Raw genomic sequence first — 20,275 nt, 5'->3', positions numbered from 1 at the left:
TCCACGTGAAAGGCCCCGTACGCACCTGAGCACGCCGGTCAGGGGGTGAACGCGCGGCGTACGACCTCGGCCAGGGCCTCGCGGCGCCGGGTGTGCTCGGTTTCGGGGTCGTCCTTGGCGGCGGCGATGGTGGCGCTCGCCGGTGACCAGGTCATGGACATCGCGGTGACGAGCGACAGCACGTCGTCGGGGGCGAACGCGGGGTTGATGTGCCCGCCGCGCTGCGCCTCCGCGATGGCCTGGAGCTTGAGCGCGTCGTGCCCCGGAAGGTCGGTGATCAGGTCACCGGCAGGGACGCGCTCGAGCCGGGACCAGGTCGCGAGTCGGACCAGTTCCGGGTGTACGAGATACGCGTCGTACAGACCGACGGCGTAGCCGGGAAGATCGCGGGCATCCAGCGGCACCGTATTGACGATCATGTCGAGGTGCTCGCCGAAGACCGCGTCGAAGAGCCCCTCCTTGCTCTTGAAGTACGCGTAGAGCTGCGCCTTGTTCGCCCGGGCCGCGGCCGAGATCCGGTCCACGCGCGCCCCGGCGATCCCGTAGGTGGCGAACTCAGCGGTGGCGGCGTCCAGCAAACGGCGCTTCGTAGCCTCTCCAGCATTCATGCCCTCACTATAACCAACTAGTTTGTTTGACAGCCACCGACGGAGGGCTTACGTTCGTGACACAGGAACAAACAAACTAGTTTGTTCTCCCACGGAGGTTCATCGTGTCTTCTCTTCTCCTGCTCGACCCGGCCTCGCGCCCCGCCCCGGCCTTCCTCCAGGGCGGTCCGAAGAAGCTGCTGATCGACGGCGCCTGGGTGCCCGCGCAGTCCGGCAAGACCCTCGAAACGGTCGACCCGACCACGGAGCAGGTGCTGACCAGCGTCGCCCTGGCCGGCTACGAGGACGTCGATCTCGCGGTCGCCGCAGCGCGGCGAGCGTTCGAGGACCCGTCCTGGTCCGCCATCACGCCCCACCGGCGCAGTCGCATCCTGCTCCAGATCGCCGACGTCATGGAGGCGAACGCCCAGGAGCTGGCGACGCTGGACTCCCTCGACATGGGCGGCACGATCGGGCTCACCCGCTGGATGATCGACCACTCCGTCGACGTCATCCGCCACTACGCCGGCTGGCCCACCAAGCACTACGGCCGGACCGCCCCGTCGGACCCCTCGCAGTTCAGCTACACGCTGCGCCAGCCGCTGGGTGTCGTCGCGGGGATCACCGCCTGGAACGGCCCGCTGCTGCAGGCCGCCTGGAAGCTCGGTCCTGCCCTCGCCACCGGCAACACGCTGATCCTCAAGCCCGCCCAGACGTCGCCCCTCAGCGTCCTGCGGCTGGGAGAACTCCTGGAGGAGACGGACCTCCCGCGCGGCGTCGTCAACATCATCACCGGCGACGGCCGCACCGCGGGTGAGGCGGTCATCACCCACCCGGGCGTCAACAAGGTGAGCTTCACCGGCTCGACCGCCGTGGGCAAGCACATCCTGGAATCGTCCACCGGCAACCTCAAGCGCGTCACGCTGGAGCTCGGTGGCAAGTCCCCGAACATCATCTTCGCCGACGCCGACCTGAAGGCCGCCGCCGTCGCCTCCGCGACCGGCTTCCTCGCGGGCGCCGGTCAGGGCTGCGTCGCGGGCACCCGCATCTTCGTCGAGGAGTCCGTCCGCGAGGAGTTCGCCGGACTGCTCCGCGAGGAGATGGCGACGTGGACCGTCGGCGACCCGTTCCACCCCGACACCCGGATGGGCCCGCTCGCCTCCCGTCAGCACTTCGAGCGTGTCTCCTCGTACTTCGACATCGCCCGCGAAGAGGGTGCCACCGTGCGTGTCGGCGGTGAGCTGGAGGGCAACACCGGGCTGTTCGTGTCACCGACGCTCATCGACGACGTCACCAATGACATGCGCGTCGCCCAGGAGGAGATCTTCGGACCGGTCGCGGCCCTGATGTCCTTCAGCGACGAGGCCGAGGTCATTCGCGCGGCCAACGACACCGAGTACGGCCTCGCGTCCGCGGTATGGACCAAGGACCTCGCCCGCGCCCACCGGGTCGCCGCCGCGCTGGAGGCCGGCACCGTCTGGGTCAACACCTACGGCGACATGTCCGCGGGCATCCTCCCCTTCGGCGGATTCAAGCAGTCGGGCATCGGCCGCGAGCACGGCATGGACGGACTCGACGCCTTCACGGAGACCAAGACCGTCATGGTCCAGTTCTGAAGGACCGGACCGCACCCAGAAAAGCAATGAACGAGAGGGACAAGACCATGCGGAATGTCAGTGGATGGGCGGCCACCGAACCGGGAGGCCCCCTGAAGCCCTGGGACTTCCAGCGGCGCGACGTGCTCAGCGAGGACGTGGCCATCCGGATCGAGTACTGCGGTGTCTGCTCCAGCGACATTTCCGCGATCCGCCACGGCGGCGACTTCCCGCTGGTGCCCGGCCACGAGATAACCGGGGAGGTCACGGCGGTCGGCGACCGGGTTTCCCGCTTCGCCGTCGGCGACAAGGTCGCGGTGGGCAACATCATCGACTCCTGCCGGGAGTGTCCGGCCTGTCTGGCCGGCCGCGAGAACTGGTGCTTCGCGTACCCGACCCTCACCTACGGCGGCGCCGACCGGAAGGACGGCAACCCCACCCGTGGCGGCTTCTCCTCGGAGTACGTCCTCGACCAGCGCTTCGTCTACGCCCTGCCGGAAGGGCTCGACCCGGCCGGGGCCGCGCCGTTGATGTGCGCCGGCATCACGACGTACGCGCCGCTCCGCCGCTGGGGAGCAGGCCCCGGCAAAACGGTCGGCATCGTCGGACTCGGCGGGCTGGGCCACATCGCGCTGAAGATCGCCCACGCGCTGGGGGCCGAGGTCGTCCAGTTCACCCGGACGATGGACAAGGCGGCGGAGGCGCGGGCGCTGGGCGCCGACGACGTCGTCCTGTCCACGGACGAGAAGCAGATGGCCGCTCAGGCCGGCCGGTTCGACCTCATCCTCGACACGGTCGGCGCACCGCACGCGTTGGAGCCCTACCTCGCCGCGCTCGCCATCGACGGAACGCTCTGCATGGTGGGCATCCCCGAAGGCAACTGGACGGTCGACCCCCTCAGCCTGATCGTGGGGGCGAAGAACCTGGCGGGCGCCGGCAGCGGCGGGACGCTGGAGACCCGGGACATGCTCGACTTCTGCGCCGAGCACGGCATCACCGCCGATGTCGAACACATGCGGCCCGACCAGGTCAACGAGGCCCTCGACCGGCTCGCACGCAACGACGTCCGCTACCGGTTCGTCCTCGACATGGCCGAGCAGTCCTAAGTCCCCTCCGGCCCAGGCTTCTCGGCAAGGAACAGATGAAGGCATGAACACCGCCATATCCCCGCGGCCGCGCAGCGGTCCCCTCACGGGTGTGCTGGCAGCCGCCGGGATCATGGTGGCGGTGATGCAGACACTGGTCGTGCCGCTGATACCCGACCTGCCACGGCTGCTGAACACCTCCGCGTCCAACGCCTCATGGGCCGTCACCGCCACCCTGCTCGGCGCCTCCGTCGCCGTACCGGTCATCGGACGGCTCGGCGACCTCTACGGAAAGCGCCGCCTGCTGCTGGTCAGCACCGCACTGCTGGTCCTCGGCTCGCTCGTGTGCGCACCCGCCGACTCACTCATTCCCCTGGTGATCGGCCGGGCGCTCCAGGGCTTCGGCATGGGAGTGATCCCGCTCGGCATCAGCATCATGCGTGACGTGCTGCCGCCCGAGCGGCTCGGCTCGGGCGTGGCCATGATGAGTTCCTCGCTCGGCGTGGGCGGCGCGGTCGGCCTGCCCCTGTCCGCCGCGGTGGCGCAAAGCACCGACTGGCACGTGCTGTTCTGGGGCTCGGCGGGCATGGGACTCCTGCTCGGTGGGCTCATCCTGCGGTACGTCCCCGAGCCGTCAGCCGGCTCGGGCGGCCGGTTCGACGCCGTCGGTGCGCTCGGCCTGTCCGCCGGTCTGATCACCCTGCTGCTGCCCGTCTCGAAGGGCGGCGACTGGGGCTGGGGAAGCGGGACCACGCTCGGCCTGCTCACCGCGGCCGCCGTGATCCTGCTGCTGTGGGGCGGCTGGGAACTGCGGCACCCCTCCCCCCTGGTCGACCTGCGCGCCGGCTCCCGCCGGCCGGTCCTGATGACCAACCTCGCGTCCGTCGTGATCGGTTTCGCGATGTACGCGGTGTCCCTGGTCGCCCCGCAGCTGCTCCAGTCGCCCGCGACCACTGGTTACGGACTGGGGCAGTCGATGCTCGCGGCCGGGCTGTGGATGGTCCCCGCCGGGCTGGTGATGATGGCCGTCTCGCCCTTCGCGGCCAAACTCTCCGCCGCCCATGGCCCCCGAACCTCCCTGCTGGTGGGCGCGCTCGTCATCGCGTGCGGGTACGGGGCGGCGCTCGCGCTGATGGGCAGTGTCTGGGGGGTGCTGGTCTTCGCGGCGGTCATCAGCACGGGCGTCGGTTTCGCGTACGCCGCCATGCCCGCGCTGATCATGGGCGCGGTACCCGCCTCGGAAAGCGCCGCGGCCAACGGTCTCAACAGCCTGTCGCGTTCGCTCGGTACCGCCACCGCCAGCGCGGTCGTGGGACTGGTCCTGGCGCGTATGACCACCGATCTGGGCGCGGTCACGGTCCCCTCCGAAGCGGGTTTCCGGGCCACCTTCGTGATCGGCGCGGGGGTGGCGATCCTGGCGGCCCTGGTGGTGCTCGCCATCCCGGCGCGGCCCGAAGCCGTCCCGTCCGTACCGCTCGCACTCGCTCATGAGTGAGCCCCGCGACCGTCCACACGGTCGCGGGGCTCACTCGTCAGGCTGTTAGGCCCAGGTGACGTCAGGCTGTTACGCCCAGGTGATCAGGCGCTTCGGCTGTTCCAGGACCGCGGCGATGTCCGCCAGGACCTTGGAGCCCAGCGCGCCGTCGACCAGCCGGTGGTCGAAGGAGAGCGCCAGGGTGGTGACCTGACGCGGCTTGACCTTGCCCTTGTGGACCCAGGGCTGGAGCTTGATCGCGCCGACCGCCAGGATCGCGGACTCGCCCGGGTTGAGGATCGGCGTACCGGTGTCGACGCCGAAGACGCCGACGTTGGTGATGGTCACCGTGCCGCCCTGCATGGCCGTCGGCGTCGTCCTGCCCTCGCGGGCCGTGGACACCAGCTCCCCCAGCGCTCCCGCCAGTTGGGGCAGGGTCTTGTCGTGCGCGTCCTTGATGTTCGGGACGATCAGTCCGCGCGGGGTCGCGGCCGCGATGCCCAGGTTGACGTAGTGCTTGAGCACGATCTCCTGGTTGGCCTCGTCCCAGGTCGCGTTGACCTCGGGGTTGCGTTTGATGGCGACCAGCAGTGCCTTGGCGATGAGGAGCAGCGGGTTGACCCGCTGGCCCGCCATGTCCTTGTCGGACTTGAGCTCCTCGACCAGCTTCATCGTGCGCGTCACGTCGACGGTGATGAACTCCGTGACATGCGGCGCGGTGAAGGCGCTGCCCACCATCGCGGCCGCCGTCGCCTTCCGTACGCCCTTGACGGGGATACGGGTCTCCCGGCCGTCGCCCTGGACCGCCACCGGTGCGACGGCGGCAGGAGCGGCCGCGGCCGGCGCCGGAGCCCCGGCCTCAGCGGAAGCGGAGGCAGCAACGGCGGCAGGAGCCGGGGCCGTCGCCGCGTGGACGTCCTCGCGGGTGATGATCCCGTCGGGGCCGGTCGGGGTGATCGTCGTCAGATCCACCCCGAGGTCCTTGGCGAGCTTCCGTACCGGCGGCTTGGCCAGCGGCCGGGACAGCGCGGACTGCCCGGACTGCCCGGAGGGCTGGGACTGCGCGGCGGGCTGGGACTGCGGGAGCGGGCCCGGCTGCCCGTTCATCTCACCCTGGAGCGCGGCGGCCACCTGCGCCGTCGCCTGCTCGGGTACCGAAGCACCCCTGCGCGGGCGGCGCTTCGTGGACGCCTCGGCCACTCCGTACCCGACGAGAACCGGCGTACGGGTCGCCGGTTCCGAGGGTCCGGAGGGTTCGGTCGGTTCGGAAGGTCCGGCAGCGGGGGCGACCGGCGCGGCCGCAGCCGGCGGCTCCGGCTCCGCGCTGCCCGGCGCCACATCCACCGTGATGATGGACACGCCGACATCGACCGTCGTGCCCTCCTCGAAGCGCAGCTCGTGCACCACCCCGTCGTACGGAATGGGCAGCTCGACGGCCGCCTTCGCGGTCTCGACCTCGCACACGACCTGGCCGTCGGTGACGGAATCGCCCGGCTTTACGTACCACTTGAGGATCTCGGCCTCGGTGAGTCCCTCGCCCACATCGGGCATCTTGAACTCTCGATAGCGAGTGGAAGTGTCAGCAGTCATGGTCACGGCACTCCTCAGTACGCGAGCGAGCGGTCGACGGCGTCGAGCACTCGGTCCAGGCCCGGGAGGTATTCGTCCTCCAGGCGGGCCGGCGGATACGGCGCGTGGTAGCCGCCAACCCGGAGCACCGGGGCCTCCAGATGATAGAAGCACCGCTCCGTGACGCGCGCGGCGATCTCCGCGCCGGAGCCGAAGAAGACCGGCGCCTCGTGCACGACGACCAGCCGGCGCGTCTTCTCCACCGACGTCTGGATCGTGTCGAAGTCGATCGGGGACATCGAGCGGAGATCGACGACCTCCAGCGACTTGCCCTCCTCGGCGGCCGCCGCGGCGGCCTCCAGACAGACCTTCACCATCGGGCCGTACGCGGCGAGCGTGAGGTCGGAGCCCTCCCGGGCGACCCGCGCCTTGTGCAGCGGTCCCGGGATGGCCTCGTCGTTGACCTCGCCCTTGTCCCAGTAGCGCCGCTTGGGCTCGAAGAAGATCACCGGGTCGTCGCTCTGGATGGCCTGCTGCATCATCCAGTACGCGTCCGCCGGCGTGGACGGCGAGACGATCTTGAGGCCCGCGACATGCGCGAAGAGCGCCTCCGGGGACTCGCTGTGGTGCTCGACCGCGCCGATGCCGCCGCCGTACGGGATACGGATCACGACGGGCATCTTGATCTTGCCGAGCGCACGGGCGTGCATCTTCGCGAGCTGCGTGACGATCTGGTCGTACGCGGGGAAGACGAACCCGTCGAACTGGATCTCCACGACCGGCCGGTAGCCGCGCAGCGCGAGACCGATGGCCGTGCCGACGATGCCTGACTCGGCGAGCGGGGTGTCGATGACCCGGTCCTCGCCGAAGTCCTTCTGGAGTCCGTCCGTGACGCGGAAGACGCCGCCGAGCTTGCCGACGTCCTCGCCCATGATCAGGACCTTGGGGTCGGTCTCCAGGGCCTTGCGGAGCGATTCGTTGATCGCCTTCGCGAGCGGGAGCTTCTGTACGGCCATGGCTACTTGCCCTCCGCGGTCTGAGCGTCCGCGTCGGCGAACGACGCCTGGTACGCGGCGAACTGCGCGCGCTCCTCGTCGACGAGCGCGTGCCCGTCCGCGTAGACATGGTCGAAGATCGCCATGTGGTCCGGGTCGGGCATGGCCCGTACCGCCTCGCGCACCCGCTTGCCGAGCGTCTCGCTCTCCTCGTCCAGGGCCGTGAAGTACGCCTCGTCGGCCTGGCCCTCGCTCTCCAGATACCTGCGCAACCGCAGGATCGGGTCCTTGGCCTCCCAGGCCTCCCGCTCCTCGTCGGCGCGGTACTTGGTCGGGTCGTCGGAGGTGGTGTGCGCGCCCATCCGGTACGTGAACGCCTCGACCAGCGTCGGTCCCTCGCCCCGGCGGGCCCGCTCCAGCGCGGAGCGGGTCACGGCCAGGCAGGCCAGGACGTCGTTGCCGTCGACCCGGACGCCCGGGAAGCCGAAGCCCTGGGCGCGCTGGTAGAGCGGCACCCGGGTCTGCTTCTCGGTCGGCTCGGAGATCGCCCACTGGTTGTTCTGGCAGAAGAAGACCACCGGCGCGTTGTAGACCGCGGAGAAGGTGAACGACTCGGCGACATCGCCCTGGCTGGAGGCGCCGTCCCCGAAGTACGCGATCACGGCGGAGTCCGCGCCGTCCTTGGCCACGCCCATGGCGTAGCCGGTGGCGTGCAGCGTCTGCGAGCCGATGACGATCGTGTACAGATGGAAATTGTTGCTGTTGGGATCCCAGCCACCGTGGTTCACACCGCGGAACATGCCCAGCAGGTTGGTCGGGTCGACCCCGCGGCACCAGGCGACGCCGTGCTCCCGGTAGGTCGGGAAGACATAGTCGTCGTCGCGCAGCGCGCGGCCCGACCCGATCTGGGCGGCCTCCTGGCCCAGCAGTGATGCCCACAGCCCGAGCTCGCCCTGGCGCTGGAGCGCCGTGGCCTCGGCGTCGAAGCGGCGGGTCAGGACCATGTCCCGGTACAGCCCGCGCAGTTCCTCCGGGGTCAGGTCGATCGAGTAGTCCGGGTGCTCGACGCGCTCGCCCTCAGGGCTGAGCAGTTGTACGAGCGGGGGCTCGGAACTCTGCGGCTGCGGCGTCCTCTTCGCGCTGGCGCGCTTGGCGCCGCTGCTGCGTCGCGGTTTGCGCGCTGCAGTGCTCTCCACGGTCACGTGCGTGCTCCTCCGTCTGTCCGGCCCCCGGGATCCGCCGGGAACCAGTGCGGCTCGCCTGTTACCGCCGCGTGCACGGGGTGGGTGCGACACGGTCGGGACAGGCGTGACAGGTGCCCCGGCGAGCGCCCTGTCACAGGCACGTTACCCAGTGCACCGCATTACTGCGAAACCCCACTTGACCTGCAATTTTGCTTGGATTTCCAAGTAAATCGGCAAAGTCGGGAACAACCACTGGTCACAGCCTTGCAGGCCGCCGGAACAACGGCACGTTATCCCGCTGACCTGCGACAGGGAAGGGGTGAGTGTGTGAGACTGAATTCTGTGCGTGAAGAGGGAAAAATCACGGTATTTCTGGTTGATGACCATGAAGTCGTCCGCCGGGGCGTGTACGAACTGCTCTCTGTCGAGGATGACATCGAAGTCGTCGGAGAGGCGGGCACGGCCGGGGACGCGATGGCCAGGATCCCCGCGACGCACCCCGATGTGGCCGTGCTCGACGTCCGGCTGCCGGACGGCAGCGGGGTCGAGGTGTGCCGGGAGATCCGTTCGCGGGACGAGAGCATCAAGTGCCTGATGCTCACCTCGTTCGCCGACGACGAAGCGCTTTTCGACGCGATCATGGCTGGGGCCTCCGGGTATGTGCTCAAAGCGATCCGCGGCAATGAGCTGCTGACGGCGGTACGGGACGTGGCGGCCGGCCGGTCGCTGCTCGACCCGGTGGCGACGGCCCGGGTGCTGGAGCGGCTGCGCGACGGGGCCGGCCCCAAGGCCGACGACAAGTTGGCGGGCCTCACCGACCAGGAGCGCAGGATCCTGGATCTGATCGGCGAGGGCATGACCAACCGCGCCATCGGCGAGCGGCTGCATCTCGCCGAGAAGACGATCAAGAACTATGTCTCCAGCCTGCTCTCCAAGCTGGGGATGGAGCGCCGGTCGCAGGCGGCCGCGTATGTGGCACGGCGCCAGGCCGAGAAGCGCTGAGGCCGCATACGTACCGTGATGGGCCCGGTTCTAATCGGGACCAACGTCCCCCGATTCCGGGGCCGCCTCCTCTGGTGGCGGGCGGCAGCGCTGACGGAGAGTGGACGCATGTTCTCCGAGGAACGCCGCGCGATCGAACTGCTCGCCCACGTGTCATACGGCCGGGTGGCGACCACCATGCGCGCGATGCCGTTCGTCGTACCCGCCTGCCATGTCGTGACGGACGGCCACGTGCTGCTGCGGATGCACGCGGGTCTCGGCTACCACCGCGCATGCGGCGGCGGGGTCGTGGCGTACGGCGCGGACAACTTCAGCAGCGGTGCGGACGACCTCTGGTCCGTCCAGTGCACCGGCACGGCCGAGATCGTCGAGCCGACGCCGTTCGAACGGGATCTGTTCGGTCGCAGCCCCCGCCACGTGGACGGAAAACCGTTCGATCCTGTCTATATGCGGCTTGTGCCGCAGTTCGTCACCGTACACATGCTCGACCACTCCTCAGAGCGACAAAGCCAACACGTTGCGTGATCTAACATCTGGCAGGTGCCGCGCTCATCTGAACTCGCTGCGCCTGCCGCGACTGCCCTGATCCCCCTGCCCACCTCCCCTTCGCACGCCTCGCGTGCCGCTTCGCCGTCCGCTTCTCTGTCCGCTTCGGCTTCTCTGCCTGCTTCGGCTTCACTGCCTGCTTCGGCTTCACTGTCCGCTCCACCCGTCCGCACGCTGCTCCGCCGCTACCGGAACGCGGGCGAGCCGCTGTCCTGCGAGCCCGTCGCCCAAGGACTGCTCAACCGCGGCTACCGGCTTGCCACCACCCGCGGTTCATATTTCCTCAAGCACCATCTCGACGGCGACCATCTGGCGATCTCTCGCCAGCACCGGGCCACCCAGCGGCTCCAGGCGCTCGGTCTGCCCGTCGCCCCGCCCGTCGAGAACACCGCGGGCGACACCGTCGCCGTCATCGGCGGCCGTTGCTACGCCCTGCACCCCTGGGTCGAGGGGCGCCACCGCGACGGCGCCCAGCTGACCACCCTCGAATCCCGGCGTCTCGGGGGGCTCCTCGGGCTCGTGCACGTCTGTCTGGACCGCGTGATGGCGCCGGACCCCGCGGGCCTCGCGTACGACAGTCCCGACCCCGCGGACACCTTCGCGCTCATCGACGAACTGCTGGCCCTGGCCCGCGCCCACACCCCCCGGGCCACCTTCGACGCGCTGGCCGAGCACCGTCTCGTGGAACGCCGTGTCCTGCTGGAGCGCCATGCCCACCGCCGTCCGCCCCGGGGCGCCGAGCCCGCCACCGGCTGGGTGCACGGCGACTTCCACCCGTTGAATCTGCTCTACCGGGGCGCGGAGCCGGCCGCCATCGTCGACTGGGACCGGCTCGCCGTACAGCCGCGCGCGGAGGAGGCGGTACGGGCCGCGGCGATCTTCTTCGTCCGGCCGACCGGCGAACTGGAGCTGGCGAAGGTACGGGCGTACGCCCGCGCCTACCGCCGCGCGGCCGGCGCGGAGCCCTCGGAACTGGCCGCGGCGGTGCACCGGGTGTGGTGGGAGCGGCTCAACGACTTCTGGATACTGCGCTGGCGCTACCAGCGGAACGACCGAAGGGCCGACCCGCAGTTCGCTGCGGTGTCGGCCCTGGCGGTGTGGTGGACGCGGGAGTACGAAGCGGTGTGCGAGGCCTTCACGGGGTGATCGCCTTCACGGGGTGATCGCCTTCACGGGGTGATCGCCGTCACGGGGTCATCGCCGTCACCGGCGGGACGCCCGGTACGGGGATTCAGCCGCTGCCGCCGGGAACACCACCGAGCGCGCCCCCGGCGGGTTCCCCGCCGGGTTCGCCGTTGGCACCGCCGTCGGCGGTCCCGCCGGTGGGGTCGCCGTCCCCGCCGCTCGGCGGGGTGGACGGATCGCCCGACGTGTCGCCGTTGCCCCCTCCGTTGTTCGCGCCACCGTCCGTCGTACCCGTGTCGGGGGTGGACGGCGTCTCGGACGGCTCCTCGGAGTGGCTCGGCGTCTCGGACGGTGTCTCGCTGGGCGGGAACTCCGGCTGCTGGTTGCCTCCGGTGGAGGTGTCCGGCTGGTCGTCCTCCGAGGACTGCTCGTCCGAAGGCGTCGCATCGTCGCTCGGCGTCGACACGCTCGGGGACTCGGACTTCTTGTCGTCCGTCGTGCCGCCGCCGGTGCCACCGCCCATGCCCTGCACCGCGTAGGCCACGCCTGCCACTATCGCGATCAGCGCCAGCGCGACGAACAGCCACATCTTGCCGCGGCCGCCCTCGCCGCCGCCCTGATGATGGCCGTCGTAGCCGCCGTCGTCCGGGTTCATCGGCGGCAGGATCGGGCCCTGCGAGGTGTCGCCGTGCGGCGGGTGTCCCAGCGCGGTCGTCGCGGCCATGCCCATCGCCGGGGTGCTGCCCCCGGCGTGCGCCTCGACCGGTCCGGTGTTCCAGACGCCGGTGTGGCTGCCCTGCTGCTGCAGCATCTGCATGCCGTACTGGATCAGCCCGCGCATCTCCTCGGCGCTCTGGAACCGGTCGTCGGGCTCCTTCGCGAGCGAGCGCATGACCAGGCCGTCCAGCTCCGGCGGCGCCGCGTCCGAGACCTCGGACGGCGGGACCGGGATGTCCTGGACATGCTGGTAGACGACGGAGAGCGGGGTCTCGCCGGTGAACGGCGGGCGCAGGGCGAGGAGCTCGTAGAGCAGACAGCCCGTCGCGTACAGGTCGCTGCGGTGGTCGACTGCCTTGCCGAGCGCCTGCTCCGGGGAGAGGTACTGCGGCGTGCCCATGACCATGCCGGTCTGGGTCATCGTCGACTGCGCGCCGTGCAGGGCGCGCGCGATGCCGAAGTCCATCACCTTCACGGCGCCGGCGTCGGTGATGATCACGTTCGCGGGCTTGATGTCACGGTGCACGATGCCGTGCTGGTGCGAGTAGGCGAGCGCCTCCAGCACACCGGAGACGATGATCAGGGCCTGCTCGGGCGGCGGTGCCTCGGCGCTGACCAGCAGGTCGCGGATGGTGCGGCCCTCGACCAGCTCCATGACGATGTACGGCACGGTCCGCCCGTTGACAGTGTCCTCGCCGGAGTCGTACACCGCCACCACCGCGTGGTGGTTGAGTCCGGCGACCGACTGTGCCTCACGGGTGAAGCGGGCCTTGGAGACCGGGTCCTCGGCGAGATCGGCCCGGAGGAGCTTGACGGCGACGGTGCGTCCGAGCCGTACGTCCTCGGCCGCGAACACCTCGGCCATACCGCCGCGGCCGAGACGGTGGGTCATCCGGTAGCGGCCGTCTCCGACCAGCCCGCCGACCAGTCCGTTGTCGCCCCAGGAGTCCGCAGCATCCGACACGCCGCCGGCAGCTTCGGGATCGGGTGCCATCAGTCCTCGCCGTCGTTTCTGTCCGCGTGATGACCGCGGGCGCGGTACGCGGTGTCTCTGTGTGTCTCAGGGGTGGCTATGCCATGTCACGCTACAGGCTTCGTATGACACGCCGGTCCAGGATGGACCGGCCATCAAACCGGCTGCCCCTGGACGCACGCAAATCCCATGGTGTTCCTGTAACGCTTCCGAGACGCTTGTTGTGCTTACGGTCACGGAACGGGCACCCGGCTTGACGTGTCAGTGCCCTGGGGCAGACTTGGCGCGTAAATAAATACGGGATCACTGCGTCAGCGTGACCGCGTCAGCAGCACCGCGTCAGCGCGCCGAGGGGGAAGCACAGTCATGAGCCAGGACGGCGCACAGGGCCGCCATGCGGGCGGTTCGGTCGCGGGCGGCCGGTACCAGCTTCGCGACCTGCTCGGCGAAGGCGGTATGGCGTCCGTATATCTGGCGTACGACGCGGCGCTCGACCGGCAGGTGGCGATCAAGACCCTCCACACGGAGCTGGGGCGCGAGCAGTCGTTCCGCGAGCGGTTCCGGCGCGAGGCCCAAGCCGTCGCCAAACTGTCGCACACGAATATCGTCTCCGTCTTCGACACGGGCGAGGACGAGCTGGACGGCGCGCTGATGCCGTACATCGTCATGGAGTACGTCGAGGGGCAGCCGCTCGGCTCCGTACTGCAGTCGGACATCAGGCAGTACGGCGCGATGCCCGCCGACAAGGCGCTCAAGGTGACGGCCGATGTGCTGGCCGCCCTGGAGACCAGCCATGAAATGGGCCTGGTCCACCGGGACATCAAGCCCGGCAACGTGATGATGACCAAGCGCGGCGTCGTCAAGGTGATGGACTTCGGCATCGCGCGCGCCATGCAGTCGGGCGTCACGTCGATGACGCAGACCGGCATGGTCGTCGGAACGCCGCAGTATCTGTCGCCCGAGCAGGCGCTCGGGCGCGGCGTCGACGCCCGCGCCGACCTGTACTCGGTCGGCATCATGCTCTTCCAGCTGCTGACCGGGCGGCTGCCGTTCCAGGCGGACTCGCCGCTGGCCATCGCGTACGCGCATGTGCAGGAGGAGCCCGTCGCTCCGTCCTCCATCAACCGCTCGATCACCCCGGCGATGGACGCGCTGGTCGCGCGGGCGCTGAAGAAGAACCCGAACGAGCGCTTCCCGAGCGCGGCCGCCATGCGCGACGAATGCGCGCGTGTGATGCCGGCCGGGCAGACGGGCGCTCCGGTGATCGTGCAGGGTGCTCCGCACAGCAGCGGCACGGGCGTGGGCTCGGCGGTCTTCCCACCGGTGGACCAGGCGCACCCTGCGCCGCAGAGCGTACAGACGCCGTACCAGCCGGGACCGTACGGCCCGCCGACGTCCGCCCCGATGCAGACGCCCGGTCCCGGGTACGGCTATCCGCAGACTCCTCCGGGCTACCGGACCCCGGCTCCGATGCCGATGCCGAACGCGTACTCCCTCTCGCCCCAGACGGCGGCCGGTCCCACCCACGGCGGCCATGGTGGCCACGGCGGGCGGGGCAACGGCCGCGGTGGCGGCGGCAGGCGGAACATGCCCGTCATCGTGGGCTCGATCGTGATCGCGATCGTGGCGATCGGCGGTCTGATAACCGCGCTCTCGCTGAGAGACGACGACAGCCCCGGGAACACCGATCCGGGCACCAGCGACTCCCCGGTGGCGGGTCACCGGGCGCCGGAGCGGAACCGCACCATGGAATCCACGGAGTGCTCCGAGGCCTCTGAGGACGCTTCCGACCCGACCAAGGTGGAAGCTCCCGACCTGCGCTACAAGGACGTCCTCTCGGTGAAGAAGTGCCTCAACGCCGCGCAGTGGACCTGGGAGGTGCGGGAAGTGGACAACGGGCAGTACGCGGAGGACACGGTGATCGACCAGTACCCGCGTCAGGGCTCCGGCGTCGTGCCCAAGGACCAGCGGTTCGAGCTGACGATCTCCACGGGTGACCCGGAGTAGGCCCGGTCCTGGTCCTGCTTCCGGTCCTGCTCTGCTGCTCCCGGTCCTGCTCCTGAGGGGCGCGTAGTCCTCAGGTAGGACCCGGTCTGGACCCGGTCTCTTTTTTCGCCTCCCTCGTACGGGTCTCATCCGCGGCATCCGAGATGCCGGAGTCGCCGCCCCATGTGACGCTGAGTCGGTGAGCCCAACGCTCGGCATCCACTGCGCCACCGCGGTCGCGTCCCTGTTGCTGGCCGCGCCTGTCGTCTATGCCGAGGACCCCCCTCCCCCCTCCACCGCTCCGACGGCGTCCCAGGAGCGGGCCCGTGAGTCCGCCCCCCGGCCGGACGCGATGCTCCCGGACGCGATGCTCCCTGACGAGAGCGGCGAGGCGGGGCACCACCCTTCCACGCGTCCCGGCCGGCCGCCCTCGGTCTCCGATGTCCCTTCCTCTTCCGACTCTTCCGACTCCCTTGCGGAGCCGTCCGCGCCCGACTGGTCGCCCGACGACAGCACGGACGAGTGGGACGAGACCGAGGGCACGGGCGAGGGAAGGAGAGACGCGACGAGGCGGGGAACGAAAGACGGCACATCAGAAGGAACGGGAGAAGCAACAGGAGAGGGAACGGGCGAGGGAACGGGCGACGCGGAGAAGGAGCCGGGGAAGCCGGCGTACACCCCGGAAGCGCCCACCGCGCCCGCGGATCAGCCGCCTGACGCCGCCCGCAAACCGGCCGCGCGGGCCCTCTCTGAGGGCGTCACCCGGCCCGTCCCCGTACTGACGCTCGGCGCCGGAATTCTGCTGATCGGCCTCGGGCTGGGGTTCCTCGGAGTGCGGCTCCGGCGCCGCTGACGGCCCCTCTCATCCTTACGGCGTACTTTTCGGGTCAGCCTCAGGTCGCTTGCGGGCCACGACTTACTCGGTATACATACTGAGTATGTCGATTCGCCATGGGCTTCTCGCCCTGCTGGAACGTGGCCCGCGCTACGGCTCTCAGCTCCGTACGGAGTTCGAGTCCCGCACCGGGGCCACCTGGCCACTCAACGTCGGGCAGGTCTATACGACCCTGAGCCGTCTGGAGCGCGACGGCATGGTCGCGCAGGACGGTGAGGACGACGCGGGCCATGCGCTCTACGCGATCACCGAGCCCGGCCGTGCCGAACTGCGGTCCTGGTTCCGTACGCCCGTCGACCGCACCAGCCCGCCCCGGGACGAACTGGCGATCAAGCTCGCCATGGCGGTGGGCGCGCCGGGGGTCGACATCCGGGAGGTCATCCAGTCGCAGCGGCGCCACACCATTCAGGCGATGCAGGACTACACACGGCTCAAGGCCCAGGCTCTCGAAGTCGCCCCGGCCAACCGGGACGAGGTGGCCTGGCTGCTCGTCCTGGAACAGCTCATCTTCCAGACCGAGGCGGAGGCCCGCTGGCTCGACCACTGCGAGTCCCGGCTGATCCGGCTCTCGCTGATGCCGGCGGCGAGCACGGAAGCACCGACCGGCGGCTCGGCCGACGGCCCGACGGCTGGGGGATCGACGGCGGACGGGCCGGGGGCTCCGGCCGCGGTATCGGCACCCGCGTCGGCGCCAGGACCGAGGGGCGGCGCCCGCCGGCCACCACGGCGCTGACCTCGGCGCCTCCCGCCCCACCTCACTCTTCCGCACATCCACTCATGCCTGGGCGCACACCCAAGGGGGACTTCTCATGTCCGATCAGTCACACCAGCCACATCAGTCACACACACCACAGGGGTCACAACTTCAGCCCGTGCTGCAGCTCCAGGAACTCACCCGGGTGCACGGCAGCGGCGCCACCGAGGTGCACGCCCTGCGCGGCATCAATCTCGATGTGTTCCCCGGCGAGCTCGTCGCCGTCATGGGTCCGTCGGGCTCCGGCAAGTCCACGCTGCTCACCATCGCGGGCGGCCTCGACAATCCGACCTCGGGCCGAGTGATCGTCGAAGGCACCGACATGACCACCGCCGACCGCAAGCAGCTCGCGGCCCTGCGCCGCCGCAGCATCGGCTATGTCTTCCAGGACTACAACCTCATCCCCGCCCTCACCGCCGCCGAGAACATCGCCCTCCCCCGCGAGCTGGACGGCACTTCCGCCCGTAAGGCACGCGTCGAGGCCCTGGCCGCGCTGACGGAGATGGGCCTCGATCAGCTCGCCGACCGCTTCCCCGACGAGATGTCCGGCGGCCAGCAGCAGCGCGTGGCCATCGCCCGCGCGCTCATCGGCGACCGGCGCCTGGTGCTCGCGGACGAACCGACCGGCGCCCTCGACTCCGAGACCGGTGAGTCCGTGCTCGCCCTGCTGCGCACCCGCTGCGACGCGGGCGCGGCCGGCATCCTGGTCACCCATGAGCCGCGCTTCGCGGCCTGGGCGGACCGGGTGGTCTTCCTGCGTGACGGCGCGGTCGTCGACCAGACCATCCGCAGCCAGGCGGACTCGCTCCTCACCGGCCAGGCGGCCGAGCTGTGAAGACCTGGTTCCATTCCTGGCGGGCCGCGGTGCGGATCGCCCGCCGCGACGCCTGGCGCTTCAAGGGACGCAGCTTCCTCGTCCTGGCCATGATCGCGCTCCCCATCCTCGGCGTGAGCGCCGCGGATCTGACCGTACGCAGCGCGGACCTCTCCACCGAGGAGAGCCTGGACCGAACCCTCGGGCAGGCCGACGCGCGGCTCACCGATCCCTCGTTGGGCGGTGTGCCCCTCCTCCAGGACCCGCAGGGCGACGGCTACGCACCGGTGGGGAACTTCGACGAGGAGCCCTGGCCCGAGGGGGCCACCGACCTCACGAAGGCCATACCGCCTGGCGCGACCTCCCTGGAAGACACCCTGGGGTCCGGAAAGCTCCGCACCACGCACGGACTGCTGCACACCGAGATCCGCGAGCTGAAGGCCGCTGACCCGATGGCCCGGGGCATCATGAGCCTCGACCGCGGCCGCTTCCCCGAGAAGGCCGGCGAGGTCGCCGCGACCACCCACTTCCTGGAGGCCAGCGGTCTGCGGGTGGGATCGAAGCTCACGGCCCGCGGACTCGACGCCGACTACCGGATCGTCGGTGCGTACGAACTGCCCGACTCGCTCAAGACCGATCAGGTCACCGCGCTTCCCGGCGCGTTTCTGGCCCCGCTCGACAAGGCGCTGAAGGCCGACGGACTGGCCGGCTCCGACGCGACCACCACCCTGCTGTTGAGCGTTCGCGGTGGTTTCACGTGGAACATGGTCCAGCAGGCCAACACCCATGGCGTCACGGTGGCTTCCCGCGCCGTGGCCCTGAACCCGCCTGCCCAGGCCGACATTCCGCTCTACCAGCAGGACGGCTGGGGCGTCTACGAGCAGAGCGCGGCCGGCACGACCGCGGAGCTCGCGGTGGTCGGCACCGTCGTCGGCCTCGCCATGCTGGAGATCTGCCTGCTGGCAGGACCCGCCTTCGCGGTCGGCGCCCGGCGCTCGCGCCGCCAGCTCGGCCTGGTCGGTGCCAATGGCGGCGACCGGCGCCATATCCGGGCCATCGTCCTCGGCGGCGGTCTGGTGATCGGTGTCGCGGCGGCCGTCGTCGGTACGGCTCTTGGCCTCGCTCTCACCTACGCCCTGCGGCCCCTCCTCGAGGACTACATGGGGCAGCGCTTCGGCAGCTTCGACATCCGGCCGCTGGAACTGCTCGGTATCGCGCTGCTCGCCGTGCTCACGGGCCTGCTGGCCGCGATCGTCCCGGCGATCACCGCCTCCCGCCAGACTGTCCTGGCCTCGCTCACCGGCCGCCGCGGGGTGCGCAGGGGCAGCAGGGTGCTGCCGGTCCTGGGGCTGATCGCGTTCGCCCTGGGTGCGGTGATCGCGCTGTACGGCTCGACGCTGACCGATCAGTTCGCGGTCGTCGCGGGCGGCAGCGCCATAGCCGAGCTGGGCGTGGTCGCGCTGACCCCCGCCCTGGTGGGTCTGTTCGGCCGGATCGGCCGCTGGCTGCCGCTCTCCCCCCGGCTCGCGCTGCGCGACGCCGTACGCAACCGGGGGCGCACGGCCCCTGCCGTGGCCGCGGTACTGGCCGCGGTCGCGGGCACGGTGGCGGTGTCCACGTACGCGGCGAGCAGCGACGCCCAGAGCCAGGCCAGTTACGAGCCCCAGCTGCCGCACGGCGCGGTCTCCGTCATGATCGACGAAGAGGGCGGCCGGGCTGTGCCGGCCGTGCGCACGGCGGTCCAGCAGAATCTGCCCGTCGACGTACGGGCCGATGTGGGCCGTATCTCCGTCGGGAAGGCCAGCTGCTCGATGTACGGCGGCGAGGAAGGCTGCGGCCGTTTCGAAGTCGTCGTGCCCAAGGCCAACCGGTGCCCGCTGTGGAGCACAGGCCAGGAAGACCCCTCGGAGAGGTTCAGCAAGGCCGAGCGCCGCAAGCTCGTCAAGGACTGGCGCTGCGAGGAAAAGAACGTCTACAGCGGCGTCGAAAGCGGTGTGCTGATCGGTGACGCCAAGGTCCTGACGGTCCTCGGCATCAAGGATCCGGCGGCCGAGAAGGCGCTGGCGGACGGCCGGATCGTCTCGTTCGACAAGCGCAATCTCGACACGAACGGGAAGATCGGCATCAGGTTGATCACCGACATCGCCAAGGCGGACGAGGCCACGGAGAAGGGCGAGGAGCCGCCGGGCGTCGTCAAGTCGCTCACGGCGCACCAGGTCCCGGGAGAGCAGAACGCCTACGGCCTCTCGATGATCCTGACGCCGGCCGCGGCCAAGGCCGCCGGCATCAGCACCGTCCCGCTCGGCGCGTACTACTCGACCAGCGCCATGCCGAGCAGCGCGCAGCAGCAGAAGCTGGACGCCGAGATCGACAAGACCGGCACCGCCGTCAGCCTTCATATCGAGGAGGGCTATGTCAGCGAGAGCGACATCATGCTGCTGGCGCTGACGATCTTCGCCGGACTGATCACCATCGGCGCGGCCGGTATCGCCACGGGTCTGGCCCAGGCGGACGCGGAGGCCGACCTCAAGACGCTCGCCGCGGTCGGCGCCCCGGAGCGGGTCCGCAGGACCCTCAGCGGATTCCAGTGCGGGGTGGTGGCCGTGATGGGTGTGCTGCTGGGCTCGGCGGCGGGCGTACTCCCCGCGATCGGGCTACGGATGACCCAGCGACGTGAGGAGCTGGCCTGGTACCGCGAGGCGCTCGACGAGGGCCTGGGCGCCGTATCACTGCCGTACGTGCCCATCGTCGTCCCCTGGGGAACGCTGGCCGCCCTGCTGATCGCGGTGCCGGTCGGTGCCGCGGTGCTGGCGGCCCTCGTCACCCGCTCGCACCGGACGCTGGGCCGCCGCGCGGCCACGTAGTCCGCGTCCGCGCCAGGTGTCCTCGGCGGATCCGTGCCCCCGTACGAAGGTGGATCACCTTCGTACGGGGGCACACCACGTGGTGACGTACATGTGCGAGACAATGGGCG

16 protein-coding genes are annotated in these 20,275 nt (G+C 70.2%); 11 read left to right on the top strand and 5 right to left on the bottom strand.

The window, feature by feature from the left end; all coding sequences use genetic code 11:
* Positions 1-38: 38 nt before the first annotated feature.
* Entirely contained in the window at positions 39-608 is a 570-nt protein-coding gene (locus ACFVWW_RS09860) for a TetR family transcriptional regulator (protein ID WP_384178524.1), read from the bottom strand.
* Between the two features lie 104 nt (positions 609-712).
* Here ACFVWW_RS09860 and ACFVWW_RS09855 point away from each other — a divergent pair, with 104 nt between their 5' ends.
* The 3 genes from ACFVWW_RS09855 to ACFVWW_RS09845 are packed head-to-tail and all read left to right on the top strand — an operon-like array spanning position 713 to position 4,762.
* The gene (locus ACFVWW_RS09855; protein ID WP_386877081.1) at positions 713-2,203 is read left to right on the top strand and encodes an aldehyde dehydrogenase family protein; all 1,491 of its coding nucleotides are present in this window, start codon (positions 713-715) and stop codon (positions 2,201-2,203) included.
* 26 nt (positions 2,204-2,229) lie between these two features.
* A complete protein-coding gene (locus ACFVWW_RS09850; RefSeq protein WP_386877079.1) occupies positions 2,230-3,288 on the top strand; it encodes an NAD(P)-dependent alcohol dehydrogenase in 1,059 nt (352 codons plus the stop codon).
* A 43-nt stretch (positions 3,289-3,331) separates the two neighbouring features.
* A complete protein-coding gene (locus ACFVWW_RS09845; protein ID WP_386877077.1) occupies positions 3,332-4,762 on the top strand; it encodes an MFS transporter in 1,431 nt (476 codons plus the stop codon).
* A gap of 69 nt (positions 4,763-4,831) precedes the next feature.
* Here ACFVWW_RS09845 and ACFVWW_RS09840 read toward each other — a convergent pair whose 3' ends face one another.
* From ACFVWW_RS09840 to pdhA, 3 genes are read right to left on the bottom strand one after another with little or no spacing between them, the layout of a single operon-like run.
* Complete coding sequence (locus ACFVWW_RS09840; RefSeq protein ID WP_386877075.1) at positions 4,832-6,331, bottom strand: dihydrolipoamide acetyltransferase family protein; 1,500 nt, start codon at positions 6,329-6,331, stop codon at positions 4,832-4,834.
* Positions 6,332-6,345: 14 nt separating this feature from the next.
* Positions 6,346-7,326, bottom strand: coding sequence for an alpha-ketoacid dehydrogenase subunit beta (locus ACFVWW_RS09835; protein WP_384178509.1), 981 nt, complete (start codon positions 7,324-7,326; stop codon positions 6,346-6,348).
* A gap of 2 nt (positions 7,327-7,328) precedes the next feature.
* Positions 7,329-8,507 carry a pyruvate dehydrogenase (acetyl-transferring) E1 component subunit alpha gene (pdhA, locus tag ACFVWW_RS09830; protein ID WP_384328762.1) on the bottom strand — a complete coding sequence of 393 codons (1,179 nt, stop codon included), beginning with the start codon at positions 8,505-8,507 and terminating at the stop codon, positions 7,329-7,331.
* Between the two features lie 324 nt (positions 8,508-8,831).
* Between pdhA and ACFVWW_RS09825 the strand changes: the two genes are divergently transcribed.
* The 3 genes from ACFVWW_RS09825 (at position 8,832) to ACFVWW_RS09815 (ending at position 11,183) form a co-directional block, all read left to right on the top strand.
* The gene (locus tag ACFVWW_RS09825) at positions 8,832-9,491 is read left to right on the top strand and encodes a response regulator (RefSeq protein WP_384329070.1); all 660 of its coding nucleotides are present in this window, start codon (positions 8,832-8,834) and stop codon (positions 9,489-9,491) included.
* A gap of 108 nt (positions 9,492-9,599) precedes the next feature.
* Entirely contained in the window at positions 9,600-10,016 is a 417-nt protein-coding gene (locus ACFVWW_RS09820; protein WP_386877072.1) for a pyridoxamine 5'-phosphate oxidase family protein, read from the top strand.
* A 153-nt stretch (positions 10,017-10,169) separates the two neighbouring features.
* Complete coding sequence (locus ACFVWW_RS09815) at positions 10,170-11,183, top strand: phosphotransferase (protein WP_384178617.1); 1,014 nt, start codon at positions 10,170-10,172, stop codon at positions 11,181-11,183.
* Positions 11,184-11,268: 85 nt separating this feature from the next.
* On the opposite strand, the gene ACFVWW_RS09810 is transcribed toward ACFVWW_RS09815, so the two are convergent.
* Positions 11,269-12,873, bottom strand: coding sequence for a protein kinase (locus tag ACFVWW_RS09810; protein ID WP_384328767.1), 1,605 nt, complete (start codon positions 12,871-12,873; stop codon positions 11,269-11,271).
* 345 nt (positions 12,874-13,218) lie between these two features.
* On the opposite strand from ACFVWW_RS09810, the gene ACFVWW_RS09805 reads away from it, so the two are divergent.
* From ACFVWW_RS09805 to ACFVWW_RS09785, 5 genes are all read left to right on the top strand, one after another.
* Positions 13,219-14,859 (top strand): protein kinase, encoded by a 1,641-nt coding sequence (locus ACFVWW_RS09805; RefSeq protein WP_384328770.1) that lies wholly within the window; start codon positions 13,219-13,221, stop codon positions 14,857-14,859.
* A gap of 178 nt (positions 14,860-15,037) precedes the next feature.
* Complete coding sequence (locus tag ACFVWW_RS09800; RefSeq protein WP_384328772.1) at positions 15,038-15,691, top strand: hypothetical protein; 654 nt, start codon at positions 15,038-15,040, stop codon at positions 15,689-15,691.
* 85 nt (positions 15,692-15,776) lie between these two features.
* Positions 15,777-16,466, top strand: coding sequence for a PadR family transcriptional regulator (locus ACFVWW_RS09795; RefSeq protein ID WP_386877069.1), 690 nt, complete (start codon positions 15,777-15,779; stop codon positions 16,464-16,466).
* 76 nt (positions 16,467-16,542) lie between these two features.
* A complete protein-coding gene (locus ACFVWW_RS09790; RefSeq protein WP_384178489.1) occupies positions 16,543-17,322 on the top strand; it encodes an ABC transporter ATP-binding protein in 780 nt (259 codons plus the stop codon).
* Positions 17,319-20,165, top strand: coding sequence for an FtsX-like permease family protein (locus tag ACFVWW_RS09785; RefSeq protein ID WP_386877067.1), 2,847 nt, complete (start codon positions 17,319-17,321; stop codon positions 20,163-20,165). Before ACFVWW_RS09790 ends, ACFVWW_RS09785 begins: the two co-directional genes overlap by 4 nt.
* The last annotated feature ends 110 nt before the right edge of the window (positions 20,166-20,275 follow it).

It is taken from the genome of Streptomyces sp. NPDC058198 (assembly GCF_042882605.1).
Taxonomy (GTDB): domain Bacteria; phylum Actinomycetota; class Actinomycetes; order Streptomycetales; family Streptomycetaceae; genus Streptomyces.
The sequence above is the reverse complement of the archived record's forward strand: the minus strand, read 5'-3'. Positions and strand labels throughout refer to the sequence as shown.